This window comes from Lentzea alba (assembly GCF_047445655.1).
Classification (GTDB): domain Bacteria; phylum Actinomycetota; class Actinomycetes; order Mycobacteriales; family Pseudonocardiaceae; genus Lentzea; species Lentzea alba_A.
This window is the reverse complement of the sequence record NZ_JAJAEG010000008.1, coordinates 101,287-117,803: the sequence shown is the minus strand read 5'-3', so window position 1 is coordinate 117,803 and position 16,517 is coordinate 101,287. Positions and strand designations below refer to the sequence as shown.

Sequence of the window (16,517 nt, the reverse complement as noted above, 5' to 3'; positions counted from 1 at the left end):
GCCCTCATGGTGCTTGAGCACCCACGAAACGGGAAAGGATCAACCGGAGGGTGCTCACCTGAACGGTGGCGTCGAAGTCCGGGTCGATCAGCCTGCCGAACAGCCCGTCGACCAACCCCTGGGCCCAGGTCGCCGCGGTGCGCGCGTCCACCGGCAGCGCGATCCGGCCGGCGTCGTGCGCCTTCTGCAGGAGCTGGGCCAGCTCGTCGCGGACCACCTGCTCGTTGTGGCCGACGAGCTCCCACAGCTCCGGATCACGGCTCGCCTGCTGGACCACCTCCAGCACCAGCCCGGCGACGGACCGGTCCAGCGCGGGCACGCACAGGTGGTCGATCACCATCAGCACGGCGTCCCAGGGTTCGAGCTCCTTGGCCCGCACGAACATCTCGGCGTTGTCCTGGCCGTCCTGCTCGAAGATCTCCCGGAAGATCGCCCGCTTGGTGGGGAAGTAGTGGAAGAGGCTGCCGGTGCTGATCTCCGCGGCCTTGCAGATGTCCGCGACGGTCGTGCGGTCGAAGCCCTTCTCCGCGAACAAGCCCGCCGCCGTGTCGGTGATGTGCCTCTTCTTCGCGGCGTGCTTGACCGGATCTACAGTTCTCATATCTTTTTGGTCATCACCTGTAGTACTGCCTCTTCTTCTGGTCCTTGACGTAGACGCCGCGTTTGCGGATCTCCCGCGCCAATTCTGCGGCCTCCTCGTGCTCGTACTTCGAGATGGCCTTCCTTCGGGCGGTGAACAGGGCGTTCACGTCCGCCGCCAGCTCGGGTGCGTGCTCGACCCACATCTTGAAGTCGGCCGCGAACGGGTCCTCGGCGCGCCACCGGTAGCCCTGCCCGGTGAACGCCGCTTCGAGCTTGGCCCTGCTGAGATCGGAGGTCTCGCGGGCCAGCTCGGCACCGCTCGGGGACAGCAGCACGAGCTGCTTGCCGTCCGCGAACGCCGACTCGACCTGGTTGCGGCCGAAGTCGAAGGTCTTGTCGTCCTTCTTGAGGGTGACCCGCTCGTGCGAGATCTCGACCGACATCATCTCCGCGGCCCAGAGCAGCGCGAGCAGCCCGCCCGCCGCCGCGCCGAGCCCGAGCGCCGTGAGCGTCGCCCACGGCTCGGAGATGTCCGTGATCAGCTCGAACACGCCCTGGAACGGGAACCACTTCAGCGTCGTGATCCAGCCGGCCACCAGCTTGAGCCCCCAGCCCGCGGCGGCACCCAGCACCGGGCACAGCACCCAGATGCCGTACCGGACCGCCGCGGTCTCCTGCACAGTCGTCATGGGCTCAATACTAGACCGAGCGCTCGGTTTATTGACATGGAACGCTTCAGAGGACTACACATCCGATGAATCGGCCGCCGCCTCCGCTTCGTGGGATGGAGTCGTCGTGCTGTTCTCCCGTCGCACCCTGTTCGCGGGCACCGCTGGTGCCGTCGCGTTGTCGCGGATTTCTCCGGCTGCCGCTGCGGCGGGCCTGGAAGATCGGGTCGACTGGCCGTCGTACCTCGGCGGGCTCGACCCGGTGTGGGCGTCCGTGCCGACGACCTTCTACCAGGGGCCGTTCCTCGGCAACGGAGGTCTCGGCGCCGCTGTCTTCCGGATCGGCAAGCGGCTGGCGTTCAAGATCGGCGACACCCGCGTGCGCGACCACCAGGGCACCGGCGGCACGAACTTCGGCAACGCCCGGCTGCCCATCGGGCACTTCCTGTTCGACACGGCCGGTGACATCACCGATGTCGACCTGCGGCTCTCGTTGTGGAACGCGGAGCTGACGGGCACGGTGACGACTTCTGTTGGCGTGCTGGAGATCCGGGCCTTCGTGCACGCCTCGCGGGACGTGTTGCTGGTTTCGGCGTCGGTTCGTTCTGGTGCGGAACGCGTGCGGTGGACGTTCGTGCCCGCGAAGGCGCGCAGCCCTCGGCTGGACTTCAAGCCCGCGCCGTCCGGGCTCAAGACCAACCCGGATCCCAAGGTGAACGGCACGGTCTGCACGCAGGACCTGGCGGCGGGCGGGCAGACGGTGACCCGGTGGCAGATCCGGTCCGGTACGTTCCTGGCCACGGTCGCGCACACGTTCCCCGCTCGAAATGCGGACTCCGTGGCCAGCGCAACACTCACCAGCGCTTCAGTGCTGACTGATGAACAGCTTCGCGCGGAGCATCGATCGTGGTGGAACGCCTTCTACCCCAAGAGCTTCGTGTCGGTGGCCGACACGCGGATGGAGAGCTTCTACTGGATCCAGCTCTACAAACTGGCCTGCGCGACCCGCCGCGACCGCCCGGTGCTCGGCACGTGCGGCCCGTGGCTGGAGCCGACGCCGTGGCCCGGCACGTGGTGGAACCTCAACGTGCAGCTGGAGTACTGGATCCTCAACGCCACCGGCCACTGGGAGCTGGACTCGCTGACCGGGTCGCTGGACCGCAGCCGGGACGCGCTGGTGGCGAACGTGCCGTCGCAGTACCGCGCCGACTCGGCCGGCATCGCGCGCACGACCCAGGAGGACCTTCGCGGTGCGGTCGCCCAGCCCGGCGCCGATGGTGATCCGGAGTGCGGGAACCTGTTGTGGGCCTTGCACAACGCGTTCCTGACCTACCGGCACCACATGGACGACGCGGTGCTGCGCGACCTGGTGTTCCCGCTGCTGCGCCGGGCGGTCAACTACCACCTGCACTTCCTGACGAAGGACTCGAAGGGTGTCTACCACCTGCCGAAGACGTTCTCGCCGGAGTACGGGTCCACAAAGGACTGCAACTACGACCTGGCGTTGCTGCACTGGGGCTGCAAGACGTTGATCTGGGCGCAGGCGCGGCTGGGGTTGAACGACCCTTTGCTGGCGAAGTGGCGTGACGTCATGGACAACCTGGTCAAGCCGCCACAGGACTCGTCGCAGGGCTTCTGGATCGGCGCCGACCTGAAGATGACGAAGTCGCACCGGCACTACTCGCACCTGCTGTGGTTCTACCCGCTCTACACCCTGGATCCCGCTGTGCCCGCGCATCGGGACGCGTTGCAGAAGTCGGTGAAGCACTGGCTCAGCTTCACGGGAGCGTTGCAGGGCTACACCTTCACGGGCTCCGGCTCGATGTACGCGATGCTCGGCGACGGCGACAAGGCCCGCGCGCAGCTCGTGACGCTGTTCGACAAGTACGTGCAGCCGAACACGATGTACAAGGAGTCCGGTCCGGTCATCGAAACGCCGCTGTCCGGCGCGCAGACCATGCACGACATGCTGATCCAGAGCTGGGGCGGTGTCGTGCGGGTGTTCCCCGCGGTGCCGGCGGCGTGGGCGAGCGTCTCCGTGCACGACGTGCGGGTCGAGGGTGCCTTCCTGATCAGCGCGGTGCGCAAGGCCGGTCGGGTGCAGTTCGCGCGGGTGAAGTCTTTGGCGGGAGAGCCTTTGCGGCTGCATCCGGGCAACCTGGCCGGGCCGTTCGAGGTCGTGCGGTTCGACGGCACCGCGGTCCCGTTCCAGTCCAACGCCGACGGCACGCTGACGATCACGTTGGCGCGCAACGACGACGTGGTGATCAGGACGCGCGGAACCTCGCCGGAGCTCGTGATCGCTCCGGCGGGCGTCAACACCAAACGCTACTGGGGCATGCCCTAGGGGTACGGGAGGTAGAGCGTCAGCAGATCGCTGCTGACCGGCGGGAACAGTGCGAACATCAGGTCCTTGTTCGGCCCCGGGTAGACGTCGGAGTGCCGGCGGTGCAACCCGTCCATGCCGTGCGGGCCGAACAGCAACGGCGCGAGCAGGTCGGGGGCGATGCCGGCCCCGCCCAGCGCGCCGGGGGCCTGCATCACGCCGCCCCACTCGTACGGGCCGATCCCGCTGCCGTCCCAGCGGAAGCGGACGTGCGTGCGGTAGAAGCCGAGCAGCACGTCGGCGGGTTCCTGGCCCTGCAGGCGTTTCGTGAAGACCGGGCGGAGGTGCTCGAACAGCCTCGGCACGTCCGGGAGGCGCAGGAGGTACTCCTCGAGGTCGCCGGAGCGCGGGGCCAGACAGTCCTCCAGTGCCGGGTGGCGTTCGCCGACCAGGTCCGGATTCGTCAGCTGCACCAACGCTTTCACCGCGTCGTCGTCGACACCGGCGATCTCGCCGAGCGCGACCTCGCCGTCTTCTGGCGGCGTGCTGCGGCCGGTGGCCACGATCTCGTCGCCGCGTTCGACGACCCAGGTCGTGCTGCCGGTGCGGTGGATCAGCCAGCGCCAGCACGGCGTGGTGTGGCCCATGCGCAGGTCCGCACCGTTCTGGGCCAGGTCCTGCAGCCGGTCGAGAGCCGGGATGTCGGCCTCGGTGGCCTCGCGGATCGTGTGTCCGGCAACGGGTTCCGGCGCCTTGGCCAGTGCCCGGCCCTCCTTGACCGGCACCGCGTAGCTGTAGCCGAACTGGCGGTAGAAGTACGGGGCGCCGACCACCATCTGCACCAGGTGGCCGCGTCGTTCGGACCGGTCGTGAGCCCAGTCCAGGAGCTGCCGCACGAGTCCTTTGCCCTCGTGCTCGACGTAGGTCGCGACCTGCTCGACCTGGCCGGCCGGGAGATCCAGGCCGGCGAGGGTGAGGGTCTCGTCCAGCAGGGTGAGGGTCGAGACGATCCGGTCCTCGTCGGCGGCGACCGCGACCCAGTCGAAGCCCGCGTCCGGGTCGGTGAGCAGCAGCCGGGCGTCGAAGGCGTCGCTGGGGTCGAAGCGCGTCGTGAGGAGCTTCTCGATCCCGCCCAGATCTTCGGGGCGCGAGGTGCGAATCTCCACCGGCCGAGTGTTTTCCAGGACGGTGGTTGTCCGCAAACGGATTTACGGTCAAGGACATGGACTGGAACAAGCAGTTGACCGACCAGCTCGAGTGGCACTGGACGACGCAGCTCCGGCCACGGCTGGATGGCATGACCGACGACGAGTACTTCTGGGAGCCCGTGCCCGGTGCTTGGACCGTGCGCAGGGACGGCTCGATCGACTGGGCGTATCCCGAGCCGTCGCCGGCACCGGTCACCACGATCGCCTGGCGGATGGCGCACATCATCGTCGGCGTGTTCAACATGCGCACGGCGTCGCACTTCGGTGGCCCTCCGGCCGACTACATGACGTGGCAGTACGCGGTGACCGCCAACGATGCGCTGAAGCAGCTGGATGACGCCTACGAGGCGTGGATGGCCGGGGCGCGCAAGGCCGACCTCTCCCTTGCAGTCGGGCCGGCGGAGGGGCCGTTCGCTGAGGAGCCGATGGCGACGTTGGTGCTGCACATCAACCGGGAGGTGATCCACCACGGCGCCGAGATCTCCCTGCTCCGCGACCTGTATCTGAGGGAGAGCTAGTTACCTCAAAGTGCCTACTTTCTAGAAGTTGGCGCTAACTGCAAGATGGTGCCCATCGAGATCATCGAAGGGGATCATCATGATGCGAGTCATCACGCAGAAGACCGTCGGGGACGCGTCCGTGCTGGAGGTCGCCGAGGTCGAGCGCCCCGTGCCCGGACCGGGTCAGGTGCTGGTCAAGGTGGGTGCGGCGGGCGTGAACCCGGTCGACACCTACATCCGCGCCGGTGGCTTCCCCGCGCTCGGCGAGCCGCCGTTCACGCTGGGCTGGGACGTCGCGGGCACCGTCGAGGAGGCCGGCGAGGGGTTCGAGGCCGGTGACGAGGTGTACGGGCTGCTCACCTTCCCGGGCACGGGCGGTGGCTACGCCGAGTACGCCGTCGTGAACGCCTCCGACCTGGTGCGGCGGCCGTCGTGGCTGACCGTCGAAGAGGCGGGCGCGGTGCCGATGGTCGCGCTGACGGCGTGGCAGGCGCTGGTGGGTCGTGGCGGGCTTTCCGCTGGTCAGCGCGTGCTGATCCACGCGGCGGCCGGTGGTGTCGGGCACGTCGCGGTGCAGATCGCCAAGGCGCGCGGCGCGTACGTGATCGGCACGGCGTCGGCGGCCAAGCACGACTTCCTGCGCTCGCTCGGCGTGGACGAGGTCATCGACTACCGGCACGAGGACTTCACCGAGATCGACCCGGTCGACGTGGTGTTCGACGCGATCGGCGGGGACTACGCCGAGCGTTCCGCCAAGGTGCTGAAGCCCGGCGGCGTGCTCGTGTCGATCATTCCGGGCAACCCGGGTTTTGACGTTGACCGAGCTGTGGACCTCGGCATCCGGTTCGAGCTCTTCACCGGTGTCTCCGCATCCGGTGCCGACCTCGCGGCATTGCCGCAGCTCAGGGTGCAGCTCGACCACGTCGTGCCGCTCGCCGACGTCGCGAAGGCACACGAGCTCGTCGAGTCGAAGAGGACCACGGGCAAGGTCGTCCTGGTGCCGTGATCGGGCGTTAACCATTTGTTGACCATGTCCACCGATCGTGTGCGAAACATCCACACGATCGGGGAGTGCTCATGGCGCGGTGGAGTCCACTGGCATTAGTCATCGGTTTGCTGGCGGCGGTCGGCCTGTACGGGTCGACCGCCGCTGTTGCAGCAGCTCCGCTCACCGTGGCCGAGGCGATCGCCGGTCAGAACGGGTCGTCGGCGACGGTCCGCGGGTACGTCGTCGGTCAGCCCACGGCCACGAACACCGTCATCACTTCGGGTTACCCGAACGACTACGCGCTCGCGCTGGCCGACTCGGCGTCCCAGACCAGCACTTCCAGCATGATCTACGTGCAGATCCCGTCGGCGTTCCGCGCGGAGTGGGGGCTTCGCACCAACCCGTCGTTGCGGGGCAGGCAGATCGACGTGACGGGCACGTTGAGCGCGTACTTCTCGCACGCCGGTCTGACCTCGTCGACGGCGTTCGCGTTCGCCGGCACAACAACACCGCCTCCCGTGACCTGCGAGGCCTACTACACGGGAGCGTGCGGCAAGTCGGGCGCGGCGCTGAAGTCCGCTCTGAACACGATCATCCGCGACCAGACCAAGCTCAGCTACGACGCGGTCTGGAACGCGCTGAAGGTCACCGACGAGGACCCGGCCAACGTGAACAACGTGATCCTGCTGTACAGCGGCACTTCCCGGTCGAAGTCGCTGAACGGCGGTGACCCCGACGACTGGAACCGCGAGCACGTCTGGGCGCAGTCCCACGGCGGTTTCGGCATCTCCGCGGGCCCCGGCACCGACCTGCACCACCTGAGGCCCGAGGACGTGACCGTGAACGCGGTCCGCGGCAACCTGGACTTCGACAACGGCGGCAACCTGACGCACCCCGAAGCTCCCGGCAACACCTACGACACCGACTCGTGGCAGCCGCGCGCCGCCGTGAAGGGCGACGTCGCGCGCATGCTCTTCTACATGGCCGTGCGCTACGAAAGCGGCGACGGCATCAACCTGGAGCTCAACAACACGACGTCCAACGGCTCGTCGCCGTACCACGGCAAGCTCTCGGTGCTGAAGCAGTGGAACGACGCGGACCCGCCGGACGCGTTCGAGAAGCGGCGCAACCAGGTGATCTTCGACAGCTACCAGCACAACCGGAACCCGTTCATCGACCACCCGGAGTGGGTCGCCTCTATCTGGCCGTGAGTCGTTCTAGGAAGGGGCGTTGCGCGGAGACGATCTTCGCGCTCGCCTCTTCCACGGTGAACCACTCGACCCGGTCGACCTCGGGGAACGTCTTCTTCTGCCCCGACTTCGGCGGCCACTCCATCTCGAACGTCCCCGGCGTGACCGTCTCCGGGTCGAGGTCGCCTTCGAGCGCCCAGACCGTGATGACCTTGCCGGAGCCCTTGGCCTCGCCGAGCGGGATCAGCTCTCCTTCGGGTACGGGCAGTCCGAGCTCTTCCTCGAACTCGCGGCGGGCGGCGGCTTCCGGCGTCTCGTCGTCGGTGTACTCGCCCTTCGGCACGGACCACGCGCCTGCGTCCTTGCGGGCCCAGAACGGGCCGCCCATGTGCCCGAGCAGCACCTCCAGCCGGGTCGTTCGTCTGAACAGCAGGATTCCGGCGCTCCGTTTCATACTGTCCAGCATGGCGGACTGGGTCCTGCACGTGGACCTCGACCAGTTCATCGCGGCGGTGGAGGTCCTCCGCGATCCGTCGTTGCGCGGCAAACCCGTGGTGGTGGGCGGCAACGGCGACCCGACCGAGCGCGCGGTCGTGGCCACCGCGTCGTACGAGGCGCGCGAGTTCGGCGTGCACTCGGGGATGCCGTTGCGGACGGCGTTCAAGAAGCTGCCGGACGCCGTGTTCCTGCCTGCCGACCACGCGCTGTACGAGGCGGCATCGGCAGACGTGATGGCGGTGCTGCGTTCGTTCCCCGTCGTCGTCGAGGTGATGGGCTGGGACGAGTGCTTCGTCGGCGCCTCGGTCGACGACCCGTTCGAGCTGGCCAGGTCGTTGCAGGCGGCGGTGCTGGACTCGACCGGGCTGCACTGCTCGGTCGGCATCGGTGACAACAAGCTGCGCGCCAAGCTCGCGACGGACTTCGGCAAACCGGCCGGCGTGTTCAAGCTGACCAGGGAGAACTGGGTCGAGGTCATGGGCCACCGGCCGACCTCCGCGCTGTGGGGGATCGGCGCGAAGACCGCCCGCAAGCTCTCCGACCTGGGGTTGGAGACCGTGACGGACCTGGCCACGGCCTCGGTCGAGGTGCTGGCCGCCCGGTTCGGCCCGCGGATGGGCCCGTACTTCCGCGACGTGGCGCTGGGCGCGGGCGACCCGGTCGTGAGTGCGACGCCGTGGGTCGTGAAGTCCCGTTCGCACGAGAAGACCTTCCAGCAGGACCTCGCCTCGCTCGACGACATCCGCCGCGAGGTCGTCGGTCTGGCCCACCAGGTGGCAGTTGACGTGGTCGCCGAGGGCCGCCCGGCCGTGCGCGTCGGCGTGAAGGTGCGCTTCGTGCCTTTCTTCACAAAGGTGCGTTCGATGAAGCTGCCAGCGCCAACGTCCTCCGCGGACGATCTTGCGGCGGCCGCTCTGGTCGTCCTGGACCGCTTCGAGCACGGCCGCGCCGTACGTCTTTTGGGGGTACGTGCGGAATTCTCTGAGGATCGTGTCGAACCGAGTCCTTCTTCTTCGACGTACTAGTAAGTACACGCTTTACCGCTAGGAGAAGAAGATGACCGCCTCATCGCTCACCCACCGCGACCGCGCAGTTCTCAGAGCCGTTGCCGACGGCCGTTGCGAGATCTCCGGAAGCGCCCTGCTCGTCGACGGCCTGTGCTGCGCCGACCAGTTCGCCGGCCTGCGCCTGCGGACCGCGGGCCTGATCAGCACCCGTCCCGGACCCGCCGCGCTGACCTCGGCCGGCTACGAAGTGTTGTCCGCTGCCTGATTTCCAGCTTCTGGGGACCTCCTTCTAGATCTCGTTCTTGCGGAAGACCGACATCAGGTACTTGTTGGCGAACCGATAGCCGCCATCTGCGGTCCGAAACTGTTCGGTCGCGCCCCTGATCTTCTCCGCGACACTTTCTTCGCCATCGCTCTCGATGAGTGGCTGGTAGCCGCCTGTGCTCAGGAAGGCGCGCACCATCGTGTCCTCATCCGGGTGGTGCTGGGGAATGTCGATCGTGAGTTTCTCGTGCGGCTCCGGCGTCCGCGCGCGCCGACGCCCGCTGGGTCCTTTGACGGTCCAGCCGACGGTGATGATGTCGCTCGGGTGGTCCGGGTGCCAGTCGCACACGACCACGAAGTCCCTGCTGACTCTGAGCGCTTCCGCGAACGCCGCCTCGGGATCGGGTGCGAAGAACAACGCGTTGAACGCCGTGACGACGTCGAAAGTGCCGTCCTCCCAAGGCAACGGGCCTAGCGCCCGCACGTGGAACTCAGCCGCGGGCGCGGTCTGCCTCGCGAGTTCGATCATCCCGCGAGACGCGTCGATGCCGGTGGCGTGCGCGCCGGCTTCCGTTGCGAGGGCACAGAACTCGCCGCTGCCGCACCCCAGGTCGAGCACCGTGGTGCCGCCTGTGACACGGGTGCGCTGAAGGGCGGTTTTCCACGCGGGCATGGACATCTTCGCGCCGAGAGCGGCCCGTTGCGCGGCCCGGCGGCCCCAGAGCTCGCCCACCTGCGTCGCGTCGGTCATGCTTTCGAGGGTAGCCAAGTGAGCTGTTGGAGTGCTTGCGGAAAACCACTGGCCGGTACGCGGATCATCGATGGCATGGGTGTGCTGATGCGGGTCTTGCGGACGTTGGGCGAGGACGCGCTGGACCGGCTCGACGGGTTGTCCGGCAGCGACCTCACGACCTTGCTGCTCGCGCTGATGCGCCGCCGCGCCGGTGCGCTGTCCGGCCCGGACGTGTTGCGCCGCTACCGTTCCGACCGGTTCGTGGCACCTTCCTCGGTACCGTTCGGCGTGCTGCGGGCGACGGAGGACCGGTTGCTGGGCGCATTGCCTTCGTCGTTCGACGTGGTGGGGCTCGCGCCGGTGGTGCCGCTCGGGACCTGCTCCGCGGTGGCCGAGATGGACCAGAACAACGTGCTGTCGACGATCCGCGGCACCGAGGTGGCTGCCGACGTGACCAACGCGCTGGCGCTCGAAGCCGCCGTGCGCCGCACTGGGTCTGACGTCCGGCTCGCGGCTGTGCAGCGCGTCGTGCGGGCGCAGCGTTTCGACGGTGCCGGGCAGTTCGCGCACTTCACGTTGTTCGGCGCGGTGTCAGCTGGCCGGGATCGCGGCTCGCTGGCGTTCGAACGCGAGCACTTCGCCGAGCACCTCTCGTTCCTGCGCGAGGCGTGCGGTGACGTCGAGGTGCGCGTGACGGTGCTGGACCCGCGGTTCGAGGTGCTGCGCGGGGACCTGCCGGCCAACCCGTCGCGGCAGACCGGGTACTACCAGGGCCTGTGCTTCAAGGTCCTCCGCGACGGGGTGGAGATCGGTGACGGCGGGTTCGTCGACTGGACTCAGCGGCTGCTCGGCAACCGCAAGGAGCGGCTGCTGATCTGCGGTGTCGGCGTGGACCGCCTAGCCACGCTCTGAGTAGCGCTTGGCCAGTTCCTCCTCACGGTCTTCTGGCCACGGGCAACGGATCTCGCCCTGTGTGGCCGCGAAGAACAGCTCAAGGTGCACGTGCCACGCAGCTAGCGCCTCAGGGCCGTGGGCGTTCTCCTGGGAGAGCGTGACCGTGGTGCCCTGCAGCGGCACGTGGTCGAACTCCCAGCGCACGACGCCCTGCGGTTCGCCGTCGTGGAGCCACTCGTACTCCAGCAGGCGTGGGGGTTCGGCTTTGGTGATCTTGCCCGGAGTGAGGCCGGGGTGCGCGGCGCGGGTTGGGACGGTGTCCTCGGTGCCTTCGGTGAGCAGCTGCCAGACCTCGTCAAGCGGCTTCCAGACCAGGTCGCGAACGAACTTGATGCCTTGGGGTTCGTCGGTGCCCTCGTCGAGACCGAACTTCGCGATGTAGTGCTCGATGCGCTCCAACCACTCCGTCGGTGCCTCGAACTCGGTGCCGTTGACGCGCGCTTCGAGGGCGTCCAGGCAGGTGGTCCAGCCCGGCGCGTCGCGGCCGACGGACAGCTTGTTCGTGACCACGGCGGTGAAGACCAGCAGGCAGCCGTCCTCGCGCGGCAGGATCTCGAAGCGCAGCACGTCGTTGATCCAGCGGAACGCGAAGACCTTCGGCGGGTCGTTCTCGAGCAGCTCGCCCTCGCCGCCGTCGGCGTCGACCGGGGCCGCGTCCGGGAAGGTGAAGCGCATCTTCTGGCCGTCGATCGTGACCTCGGCCGGGAACCAGTGCTTCATCTCGGCCGGCTCCGTGACCACCCGCCAGACCTTCTCCGGCGAGTGCCGCAGCCTGCGCTCGAAGCGCAGGACGGGCTTGCCCTCGATCATCTGCAGTTCGGCGTCCACGGGTTCAGTCCCCTTCGATCTCGTCGAGTCGTCGTTCGAGCGCGTCCAGGCTCTTCTCCCACATCCGGCGGTACGGCGCGAGCCAGGCGTCGATCTCGGCCAGCGGCCCGGGGGAGAGCCGGTACCAGCGGCGTTGCGCGTCGGTGCGCACCTCGACCAGGCCTGCCTCTCGCAGCACCTTCAGGTGCTTCGACACGGTCGGCTGGGTGAGCGTCAGCCTCTCGACCAGGTCGTTGACCGGCCGCTCGCGGTCCCGCAGCAGGTCGAGGATCTCCCTCCGACTGGGATCCGCCAGCACTGCGAACGTTGATGCCATGTGGGCAATATAGCTCATCCGGCATATACCGTCGACCACAGCGTGGGAAATCGTGTTGGACAGCGGGTCGATTTGGTTAACGTTCGTTCATGCACCGCACCCTTCCCGTGGCCAGCTCTCCGGTGCGCGACCTGCTCGCGCTGACCTCCCGCCCTGAGGTGATCTCCTTCGCGGGCGGGCTTCCCGCGCCCGAGCTGTTCGACCTGGACGGTCTGCGCGCCGCCTACGACCTGGCGCTGCAGGACCGCTCGGTGCTGCAATACGCGCCCACGGAAGGGAATCCGGCACTCCGCTCGCTGGTTTCCTCGCGCTTGACCGCTCGCGGACTGCCCACCTCGGACGTCCTGATCACCACCGGCTCCCAGCAAGCGCTGACCCTGGTGGCCACGGCCCTGCTGTCGCCGGGCGCGGTCGTCGCGGTGGAGGAACCGACGTATCTGGCCGCGTTGCAGTGCTTCCAGATGACCGGCGCCCGCATCGTGCCGGTCGCGAGTGACGCTTCCGGGTTGGATCCTGAGTCGCTGCGCTCCGTCATCGCTTCGGAACGCCCGACTCTGCTGTACCTGGTGCCGACGTTCGCGAACCCCACCGGCCGCACGCTGTCCGCGGCGCGCCGTGCGGAGATCGCTGCTTTGGCCCAGGAGCACGACCTCTGGGTCGTCGAGGACGATCCTTACGGCGAACTCCGGTACCGGGGTCCCGCTGTCCCGTCGCTCGCCTCGATGAGCGATCGGACCATCTACCTGGGCAGCTTCTCGAAGATCGGCGCACCCGGCATGCGCCTGGGCTGGGTGAAGGCGCCCGCGGATCTGCTCCGCACTTTGGTGATCGTGAAGCAGGCCGCCGACCTCCACACGTCCACAGTGGACCAAGCTGCGGCTGCTTTGTACTTGGCGAACAACGATCTCGACGCTCATGTCGCCCGGTTGCGCGTCGAGTACGGGGCTCGCCGGGATGCGATGATCGCTGCGCTGCCGTCGACGGTTCCCGATGGCACGACGTGGACCGATCCGGACGGCGGCATGTTCGTGTGGCTGCGGTTGCCGGGCTCCGTGGACACCGCCGAGCTGCTGAAGGAGGCTTTGCGGCACGACGTCGCTTTCGTGCCGGGCGCGCCTTTCTTCGCGACGACGCCGGACCACGCGACGTTCCGGATGTCCTTCACCACCAACACGCCTGCGGAGATCGCGGAGGGCATGGCACGCCTGGCCCAGGTGCTCCGGTGAGCCTGCTGGACGACGAAACGCTGTGGCGCTCCTCGGTCGTGGCGAACTGCGCGATGAACCGTGAGCGAGGCCTGGCGAGCTACTGCCGCGAGCTGGGCGTCGACCTGACGCCGGCGCCCGGCACGCGGTGGGTGGATCTCTGCTGTGGCTCGGGCAAGGCGCTCGCGGAGGCTGCGCGTGCGGACGTGGCCGTCGTCGGGGTGGATCTCGTCGACCACCACGTGCCGGCTCGTCCGGGCTTGAGCTTCGTGGTCGCGCCGGTGGACCAGTGGGAGCCTGCCGAGCCCGTCGATCTCGTGACATGCGTGCACGGCCTGCACTACGTCGGCGACAAGCTCGGCCTGCTGGTGCGCGCCGCGTCCTGGCTCGCGCCCGGTGGCCGGTTCGTCGCCAACTTCGACGCCTCCAGTGTGCGCCGCGCCGATGGCACCCTTCTAGGTCGCGCTCTGTCGAAAGCCTTGCGCGAGGCGGGGTTCACCTACGACAGCCGCAACCGCCGCGTCGCGTTCGCCGGCTCGGGGCGGCCGGAGTTGCCGTTCACCTATCTGGGCGCGGATGACAAGGCGGGTCCGAACTACACGGGCCAGCCCGCAGTCCACTCCTACTACGACACCTAGGCCGTGTTGCCGAAGGTCAGACGGGATCGGTGAACGAGATCGGCTTGCCGGTGGCCTGGGCGTAGGCGATCTCCCTGCTCGTGGACTCGCCGATGTACCCGCCTGGGTTGACGACCAGGACCCGGTCAGCCAGGTCGATCTTGCGCAGGTGGAGTGCGTCCAGCGCAGCCTTCTGCTCGTTGGTGATCAACGCGTCTGCCTCGCGATCCTCGGCGCGCAGGAAGACGCCTGGCGCGACGACGATGGCTCCTGCGAAGGTCAGATCACGGTTCGCCGCGCTCATCTCGTCCACGAAGCGGGTAGAGCCGCAGATGCAGACAATCTCAGGTCGGTCGGGCACGGCTCAGTCCTTCGGGGTCGTACGGGAAACCGTCAGTGTGCCCATAGCCATCACTAGGACGCCCAGGGACCGACGCCGGCCACGCGGTCAACTTTGATCCGTGTGACGAAGCCGGGCGGAGGGTTGTCGAACGGCGGGAACTTCACCTCCGGCCCGAGGTAGGTGTGCGCGAGGCGTTGGAGCAGCTCCGGTGCGCCGCCCTCGGTGATGCGCGCGGTGCCGTAGATGACGAGGTGTTCCTGCAGGCCCATCTCGTTGATCACGGGCGTTTCGAGGGACAGCACGACGCGGCCGTCGTTGCGGATGTTGCGGACCTTCTTGTGCGCCATGAGGTGGCCGGAGACGATCTCGTCGCCGTCCAGGCCCACCCAGACGATGGTGACCTGCGGCGCGCCGTCCGGGCCGAGCGTCACGAGGTGGCCGAGCGCGTTGGATTCCAGCACTGCCCTGGCGGATTCGGGAAGCATGCGGTGGACGCTACGCCGGTTCGCCGGGTTCAGCCTGGTCTTGGCAGACCCAGGAAACGGCGGGTCTGGTTCGCGGTCGCGGGTCGGTTGACTGTGGTTGCCATGAAGACGTTTCTGATCACGGGTGGCGGTAGTGGCATCGGGCTGGCGACGGCGAGGGTGCTGGTCGAGGAGGGCGCGCGGGTGGTGGTGACCGGGCGTTCCGAGGAGCGGTTGGCGTTGGTGCGCAAGGAGCTCGGCGTCGAGGCGGTGGCGGTGGCGGCGGACGTGTCGCGGGTGGCTGACGTCGAGGCGTTGATGGAGCAGGTCGGGGAGGTGGACGGGGTCTTCGCGAACGCCGGGGTGGGGGTGTTCACGGAGTTCGCGACGGTCACCGAGGAGGACGTGGATCGGGTGCTCGCCACGAACTTCAAGGGGGTGTACTTCACGGTGCAACGGGCGCGGCTCAGGGCCGGCGCGTCGGTGGTGATCAACGCGTCGTGGACAGTGCATCGGGGGTTTGCCGGTGCGTCGCTGTACACGGCCAGCAAGGCGGCGGTGCACAGCTTGGCGCGCACGCTCGGGGCCGAGTTGCCCGGGGTTCGGGTCAACACGGTGAGTCCCGGGTACATCGCCACGGACATGTTCCGGTCGAACGTCGTCGACGACGAGCCGTTCCGCCGGCAGGTGCCGATGGGGCGGTTGGGGACGCCTGAAGACGTGGCGCACGTGGTGGCGTTCCTGTTGTCGGAGCGTGCGGGGTACGTGACGGGGCAGGACTTCGTGGTGGACGGCGGCCTGGTCGGAGCGATCCCGGCATGATGGGTGCCGTGAGCGAGTTGGGGGAGTTTCTGCGCGCCCGCAGGGCAGCACTGGATCCGCCGGAGCGGGCCACGCGGCGGCGGGTTCCCGGGTTGCGGCGGGAGGAGTTGGCTCAGCTGGCCGGGATCAGCGTCGACTACTACACGCGCATGGAGCAGGGGCGTGCTCCCAACGCGTCCGACTCGATCCTGGACGCGTTGGCGCAGGCGCTCGGGCTCGACGGGGCCGAGCGCGCGCACCTTTACCGGCTGGCGCGCCCCTTGCGGGTGGAGGCGCCGTCGGAGGAGGTGCGGCCGGCGTTGCGGTGGTTGCTCGACGCGTTGCAGGGCGTGCCCGCGATGGTGCTCGGGCGGCGGCTCGACGTGCTGGCGTGGAACCCGTTGGCCGCAGCGCTCATCACCGACTTCCGCGAGCAGCCGAACATGGCGCGGTACATGTTCACCGATCCGGCGGCGCGGGAGTTGTTCCCGGCCTGGACGGACTGCGCGCGGGAGAACGTCGGCTACCTGCGCGCGGACTACGGCGTGCACCCGGACGACCCGGCGCTGCTCGCGCTGGTCGAGGAGATGGCAGAGGTGTCGCCGTTGTTCCGCGCGCTGTGGGCGGAACATCCGGTGCGCGAGCGGGAGCCCATGTTCAAGCGCATGAACCACCCGCAGCTGGGACCGCTGGAGCTGGCCGTCGAGACGCTGAACTCGGACGCCGGGCAGGCGCTCGTGACCTATGTGGCGGCGCCAGGCAGCCCGTCGGAGGAAGCGTTGCGGTTGCTGGCTTCTCTCGCCGCTAGTTGAACAGCTCCAACGCGTCCTGGTGGTACTCGCACCGGCCGCCGCCCGTCGCGATCGTGCAGGGCGCACCCTTCTTCGTGTGGGCGCCGCACTGCAACGCCGGGTCGTGCACGTGGCACAGCCCGTTCGCGCCGGCGGTGATCGGACACGGCGTGCCCTTCTTCGTGGGCGCGCCGCACGGTTCGCCGCTCAGCTCGCGCTGTTGCTTCGGCTTGG

Annotated in this window: 20 protein-coding genes; 11 read left to right on the top strand and 9 right to left on the bottom strand. The window is 68.3% G+C overall.

All coding sequences use genetic code 11. The features are described 5' to 3' along the window. Positions 1-4: 4 nt before the first annotated feature. Together LFM09_RS15050 and LFM09_RS15045 are read right to left on the bottom strand one after the other, a co-directional pair. Positions 5-601 (bottom strand): TetR/AcrR family transcriptional regulator, encoded by a 597-nt coding sequence (locus LFM09_RS15050; RefSeq protein ID WP_414097047.1) that lies wholly within the window; start codon positions 599-601, stop codon positions 5-7. A gap of 13 nt (positions 602-614) precedes the next feature. Then, entirely contained in the window at positions 615-1,271 is a 657-nt protein-coding gene (locus LFM09_RS15045; RefSeq protein ID WP_414097046.1) for a hypothetical protein, read from the bottom strand. Between the two features lie 106 nt (positions 1,272-1,377). Here LFM09_RS15045 and LFM09_RS15040 point away from each other — a divergent pair, with 106 nt between their 5' ends. Beyond that, positions 1,378-3,597, top strand: a complete 2,220-nt coding sequence (locus tag LFM09_RS15040) for a glycosyl hydrolase family 95 catalytic domain-containing protein (protein ID WP_414097045.1) — start codon at positions 1,378-1,380, stop codon at positions 3,595-3,597. Here the strand turns inward: LFM09_RS15040 and LFM09_RS15035 are convergent. Further along, positions 3,594-4,742 carry a GNAT family N-acetyltransferase gene (locus LFM09_RS15035; protein WP_414097044.1) on the bottom strand — a complete coding sequence of 383 codons (1,149 nt, stop codon included), beginning with the start codon at positions 4,740-4,742 and terminating at the stop codon, positions 3,594-3,596. The two genes, LFM09_RS15040 and LFM09_RS15035, sit on opposite strands and share 4 nt — an antisense overlap. 56 nt (positions 4,743-4,798) lie before the next feature. On the opposite strand from LFM09_RS15035, the gene LFM09_RS15030 reads away from it, so the two are divergent. The 3 genes from LFM09_RS15030 (at position 4,799) to LFM09_RS15020 (ending at position 7,483) form a co-directional block, all read left to right on the top strand. After that, complete coding sequence (locus LFM09_RS15030) at positions 4,799-5,302, top strand: DinB family protein (RefSeq protein WP_414097043.1); 504 nt, start codon at positions 4,799-4,801, stop codon at positions 5,300-5,302. A 79-nt stretch (positions 5,303-5,381) separates the two neighbouring features. Further along, positions 5,382-6,290, top strand: a complete 909-nt coding sequence (locus LFM09_RS15025; RefSeq protein ID WP_414097042.1) for an NADP-dependent oxidoreductase — start codon at positions 5,382-5,384, stop codon at positions 6,288-6,290. Positions 6,291-6,361: 71 nt separating this feature from the next. After that, positions 6,362-7,483, top strand: a complete 1,122-nt coding sequence (locus tag LFM09_RS15020; protein WP_414097041.1) for an endonuclease — start codon at positions 6,362-6,364, stop codon at positions 7,481-7,483. On the opposite strand, the gene LFM09_RS15015 is transcribed toward LFM09_RS15020, so the two are convergent. Further along, positions 7,470-7,916 carry an NUDIX domain-containing protein gene (locus LFM09_RS15015; protein ID WP_414097040.1) on the bottom strand — a complete coding sequence of 149 codons (447 nt, stop codon included), beginning with the start codon at positions 7,914-7,916 and terminating at the stop codon, positions 7,470-7,472. The genes LFM09_RS15020 and LFM09_RS15015 overlap by 14 nt on opposite strands. 10 nt (positions 7,917-7,926) lie before the next feature. Here LFM09_RS15015 and LFM09_RS15010 point away from each other — a divergent pair, with 10 nt between their 5' ends. Both LFM09_RS15010 and LFM09_RS15005 read left to right on the top strand, forming a co-directional pair. Continuing rightward, on the top strand, positions 7,927-8,985 hold the full coding sequence (locus LFM09_RS15010) for a DNA polymerase IV (RefSeq protein WP_414097039.1): 1,059 nt from the start codon (positions 7,927-7,929) through the stop codon (positions 8,983-8,985). A gap of 31 nt (positions 8,986-9,016) precedes the next feature. After that, positions 9,017-9,232, top strand: a complete 216-nt coding sequence (locus LFM09_RS15005; protein WP_414097038.1) for a hypothetical protein — start codon at positions 9,017-9,019, stop codon at positions 9,230-9,232. Positions 9,233-9,256: 24 nt separating this feature from the next. Here the strand turns inward: LFM09_RS15005 and LFM09_RS15000 are convergent, their stop codons facing one another. Beyond that, entirely contained in the window at positions 9,257-9,982 is a 726-nt protein-coding gene (locus LFM09_RS15000; RefSeq protein ID WP_414097037.1) for a class I SAM-dependent methyltransferase, read from the bottom strand. 75 nt (positions 9,983-10,057) lie between these two features. Here LFM09_RS15000 and LFM09_RS14995 point away from each other — a divergent pair, with 75 nt between their 5' ends. Then, complete coding sequence (locus tag LFM09_RS14995) at positions 10,058-10,876, top strand: hypothetical protein (protein WP_414097036.1); 819 nt, start codon at positions 10,058-10,060, stop codon at positions 10,874-10,876. Here LFM09_RS14995 and LFM09_RS14990 read toward each other — a convergent pair. Next, entirely contained in the window at positions 10,862-11,746 is an 885-nt protein-coding gene (locus LFM09_RS14990) for an SRPBCC domain-containing protein (RefSeq protein ID WP_414097035.1), read from the bottom strand. The two genes, LFM09_RS14995 and LFM09_RS14990, sit on opposite strands and share 15 nt — an antisense overlap. Positions 11,747-11,750: 4 nt before the next feature. Next, on the bottom strand, positions 11,751-12,062 hold the full coding sequence (locus LFM09_RS14985; protein ID WP_414097034.1) for an ArsR/SmtB family transcription factor: 312 nt from the start codon (positions 12,060-12,062) through the stop codon (positions 11,751-11,753). 89 nt (positions 12,063-12,151) lie between these two features. On the opposite strand from LFM09_RS14985, the gene LFM09_RS14980 reads away from it, so the two are divergent. Together LFM09_RS14980 and LFM09_RS14975 are read left to right on the top strand one after the other, a co-directional pair. After that, positions 12,152-13,288, top strand: coding sequence for a PLP-dependent aminotransferase family protein (locus LFM09_RS14980; protein WP_414097033.1), 1,137 nt, complete (start codon positions 12,152-12,154; stop codon positions 13,286-13,288). Next, a complete protein-coding gene (locus LFM09_RS14975; protein WP_414097032.1) occupies positions 13,285-13,905 on the top strand; it encodes a class I SAM-dependent methyltransferase in 621 nt (206 codons plus the stop codon). Before LFM09_RS14980 ends, LFM09_RS14975 begins: the two co-directional genes overlap by 4 nt. 16 nt (positions 13,906-13,921) lie before the next feature. Here LFM09_RS14975 and LFM09_RS14970 read toward each other — a convergent pair whose 3' ends face one another. After that, positions 13,922-14,245 (bottom strand): hypothetical protein, encoded by a 324-nt coding sequence (locus tag LFM09_RS14970; RefSeq protein ID WP_414097031.1) that lies wholly within the window; start codon positions 14,243-14,245, stop codon positions 13,922-13,924. A gap of 53 nt (positions 14,246-14,298) precedes the next feature. Further along, on the bottom strand, positions 14,299-14,712 hold the full coding sequence (locus LFM09_RS14965; protein ID WP_414097030.1) for a PPOX class F420-dependent oxidoreductase: 414 nt from the start codon (positions 14,710-14,712) through the stop codon (positions 14,299-14,301). 102 nt (positions 14,713-14,814) lie between these two features. On the opposite strand from LFM09_RS14965, the gene LFM09_RS14960 reads away from it, so the two are divergent. Continuing rightward, positions 14,815-15,513, top strand: a complete 699-nt coding sequence (locus tag LFM09_RS14960) for an SDR family NAD(P)-dependent oxidoreductase (RefSeq protein WP_414097029.1) — start codon at positions 14,815-14,817, stop codon at positions 15,511-15,513. Further along, positions 15,513-16,304, top strand: coding sequence for a helix-turn-helix transcriptional regulator (locus LFM09_RS14955; protein ID WP_414097223.1), 792 nt, complete (start codon positions 15,513-15,515; stop codon positions 16,302-16,304). The genes LFM09_RS14960 and LFM09_RS14955 overlap by 1 nt, the downstream gene beginning before the upstream one ends. Positions 16,305-16,517 lie beyond the last annotated feature (213 nt).

What these genes read in the sequence shown, in the direction of transcription:
- LFM09_RS15005 (WP_414097038.1), top strand. Translation starts at nt 9,017, where the DNA reads ATGACCGCCTCATCGCTCACCCACCGCGACCGCGCAGTTCTCAGAGCC.
- LFM09_RS15015 (WP_414097040.1), bottom strand. Translation starts at nt 7,916, where the DNA reads ATGAAACGGAGCGCCGGAATCCTGCTGTTCAGACGAACGACCCGGCTG.
- LFM09_RS15025 (WP_414097042.1), top strand. Translation starts at nt 5,382, where the DNA reads ATGATGCGAGTCATCACGCAGAAGACCGTCGGGGACGCGTCCGTGCTG.
- LFM09_RS14980 (WP_414097033.1), top strand. Translation starts at nt 12,152, where the DNA reads ATGCACCGCACCCTTCCCGTGGCCAGCTCTCCGGTGCGCGACCTGCTC.
- LFM09_RS14955 (WP_414097223.1), top strand. Translation starts at nt 15,513, where the DNA reads ATGGGTGCCGTGAGCGAGTTGGGGGAGTTTCTGCGCGCCCGCAGGGCA.
- LFM09_RS15030 (WP_414097043.1), top strand. Translation starts at nt 4,799, where the DNA reads ATGGACTGGAACAAGCAGTTGACCGACCAGCTCGAGTGGCACTGGACG.
- LFM09_RS14965 (WP_414097030.1), bottom strand. Translation starts at nt 14,712, where the DNA reads ATGCTTCCCGAATCCGCCAGGGCAGTGCTGGAATCCAACGCGCTCGGC.
- LFM09_RS15045 (WP_414097046.1), bottom strand. Translation starts at nt 1,271, where the DNA reads ATGACGACTGTGCAGGAGACCGCGGCGGTCCGGTACGGCATCTGGGTG.
- LFM09_RS14960 (WP_414097029.1), top strand. Translation starts at nt 14,815, where the DNA reads ATGAAGACGTTTCTGATCACGGGTGGCGGTAGTGGCATCGGGCTGGCG.
- LFM09_RS14995 (WP_414097036.1), top strand. Translation starts at nt 10,058, where the DNA reads ATGGGTGTGCTGATGCGGGTCTTGCGGACGTTGGGCGAGGACGCGCTG.
- LFM09_RS15010 (WP_414097039.1), top strand. Translation starts at nt 7,927, where the DNA reads ATGGCGGACTGGGTCCTGCACGTGGACCTCGACCAGTTCATCGCGGCG.
- LFM09_RS14985 (WP_414097034.1), bottom strand. Translation starts at nt 12,062, where the DNA reads ATGGCATCAACGTTCGCAGTGCTGGCGGATCCCAGTCGGAGGGAGATC.
- LFM09_RS15050 (WP_414097047.1), bottom strand. Translation starts at nt 601, where the DNA reads ATGAGAACTGTAGATCCGGTCAAGCACGCCGCGAAGAAGAGGCACATC.
- LFM09_RS15000 (WP_414097037.1), bottom strand. Translation starts at nt 9,982, where the DNA reads ATGACCGACGCGACGCAGGTGGGCGAGCTCTGGGGCCGCCGGGCCGCG.
- LFM09_RS15020 (WP_414097041.1), top strand. Translation starts at nt 6,362, where the DNA reads ATGGCGCGGTGGAGTCCACTGGCATTAGTCATCGGTTTGCTGGCGGCG.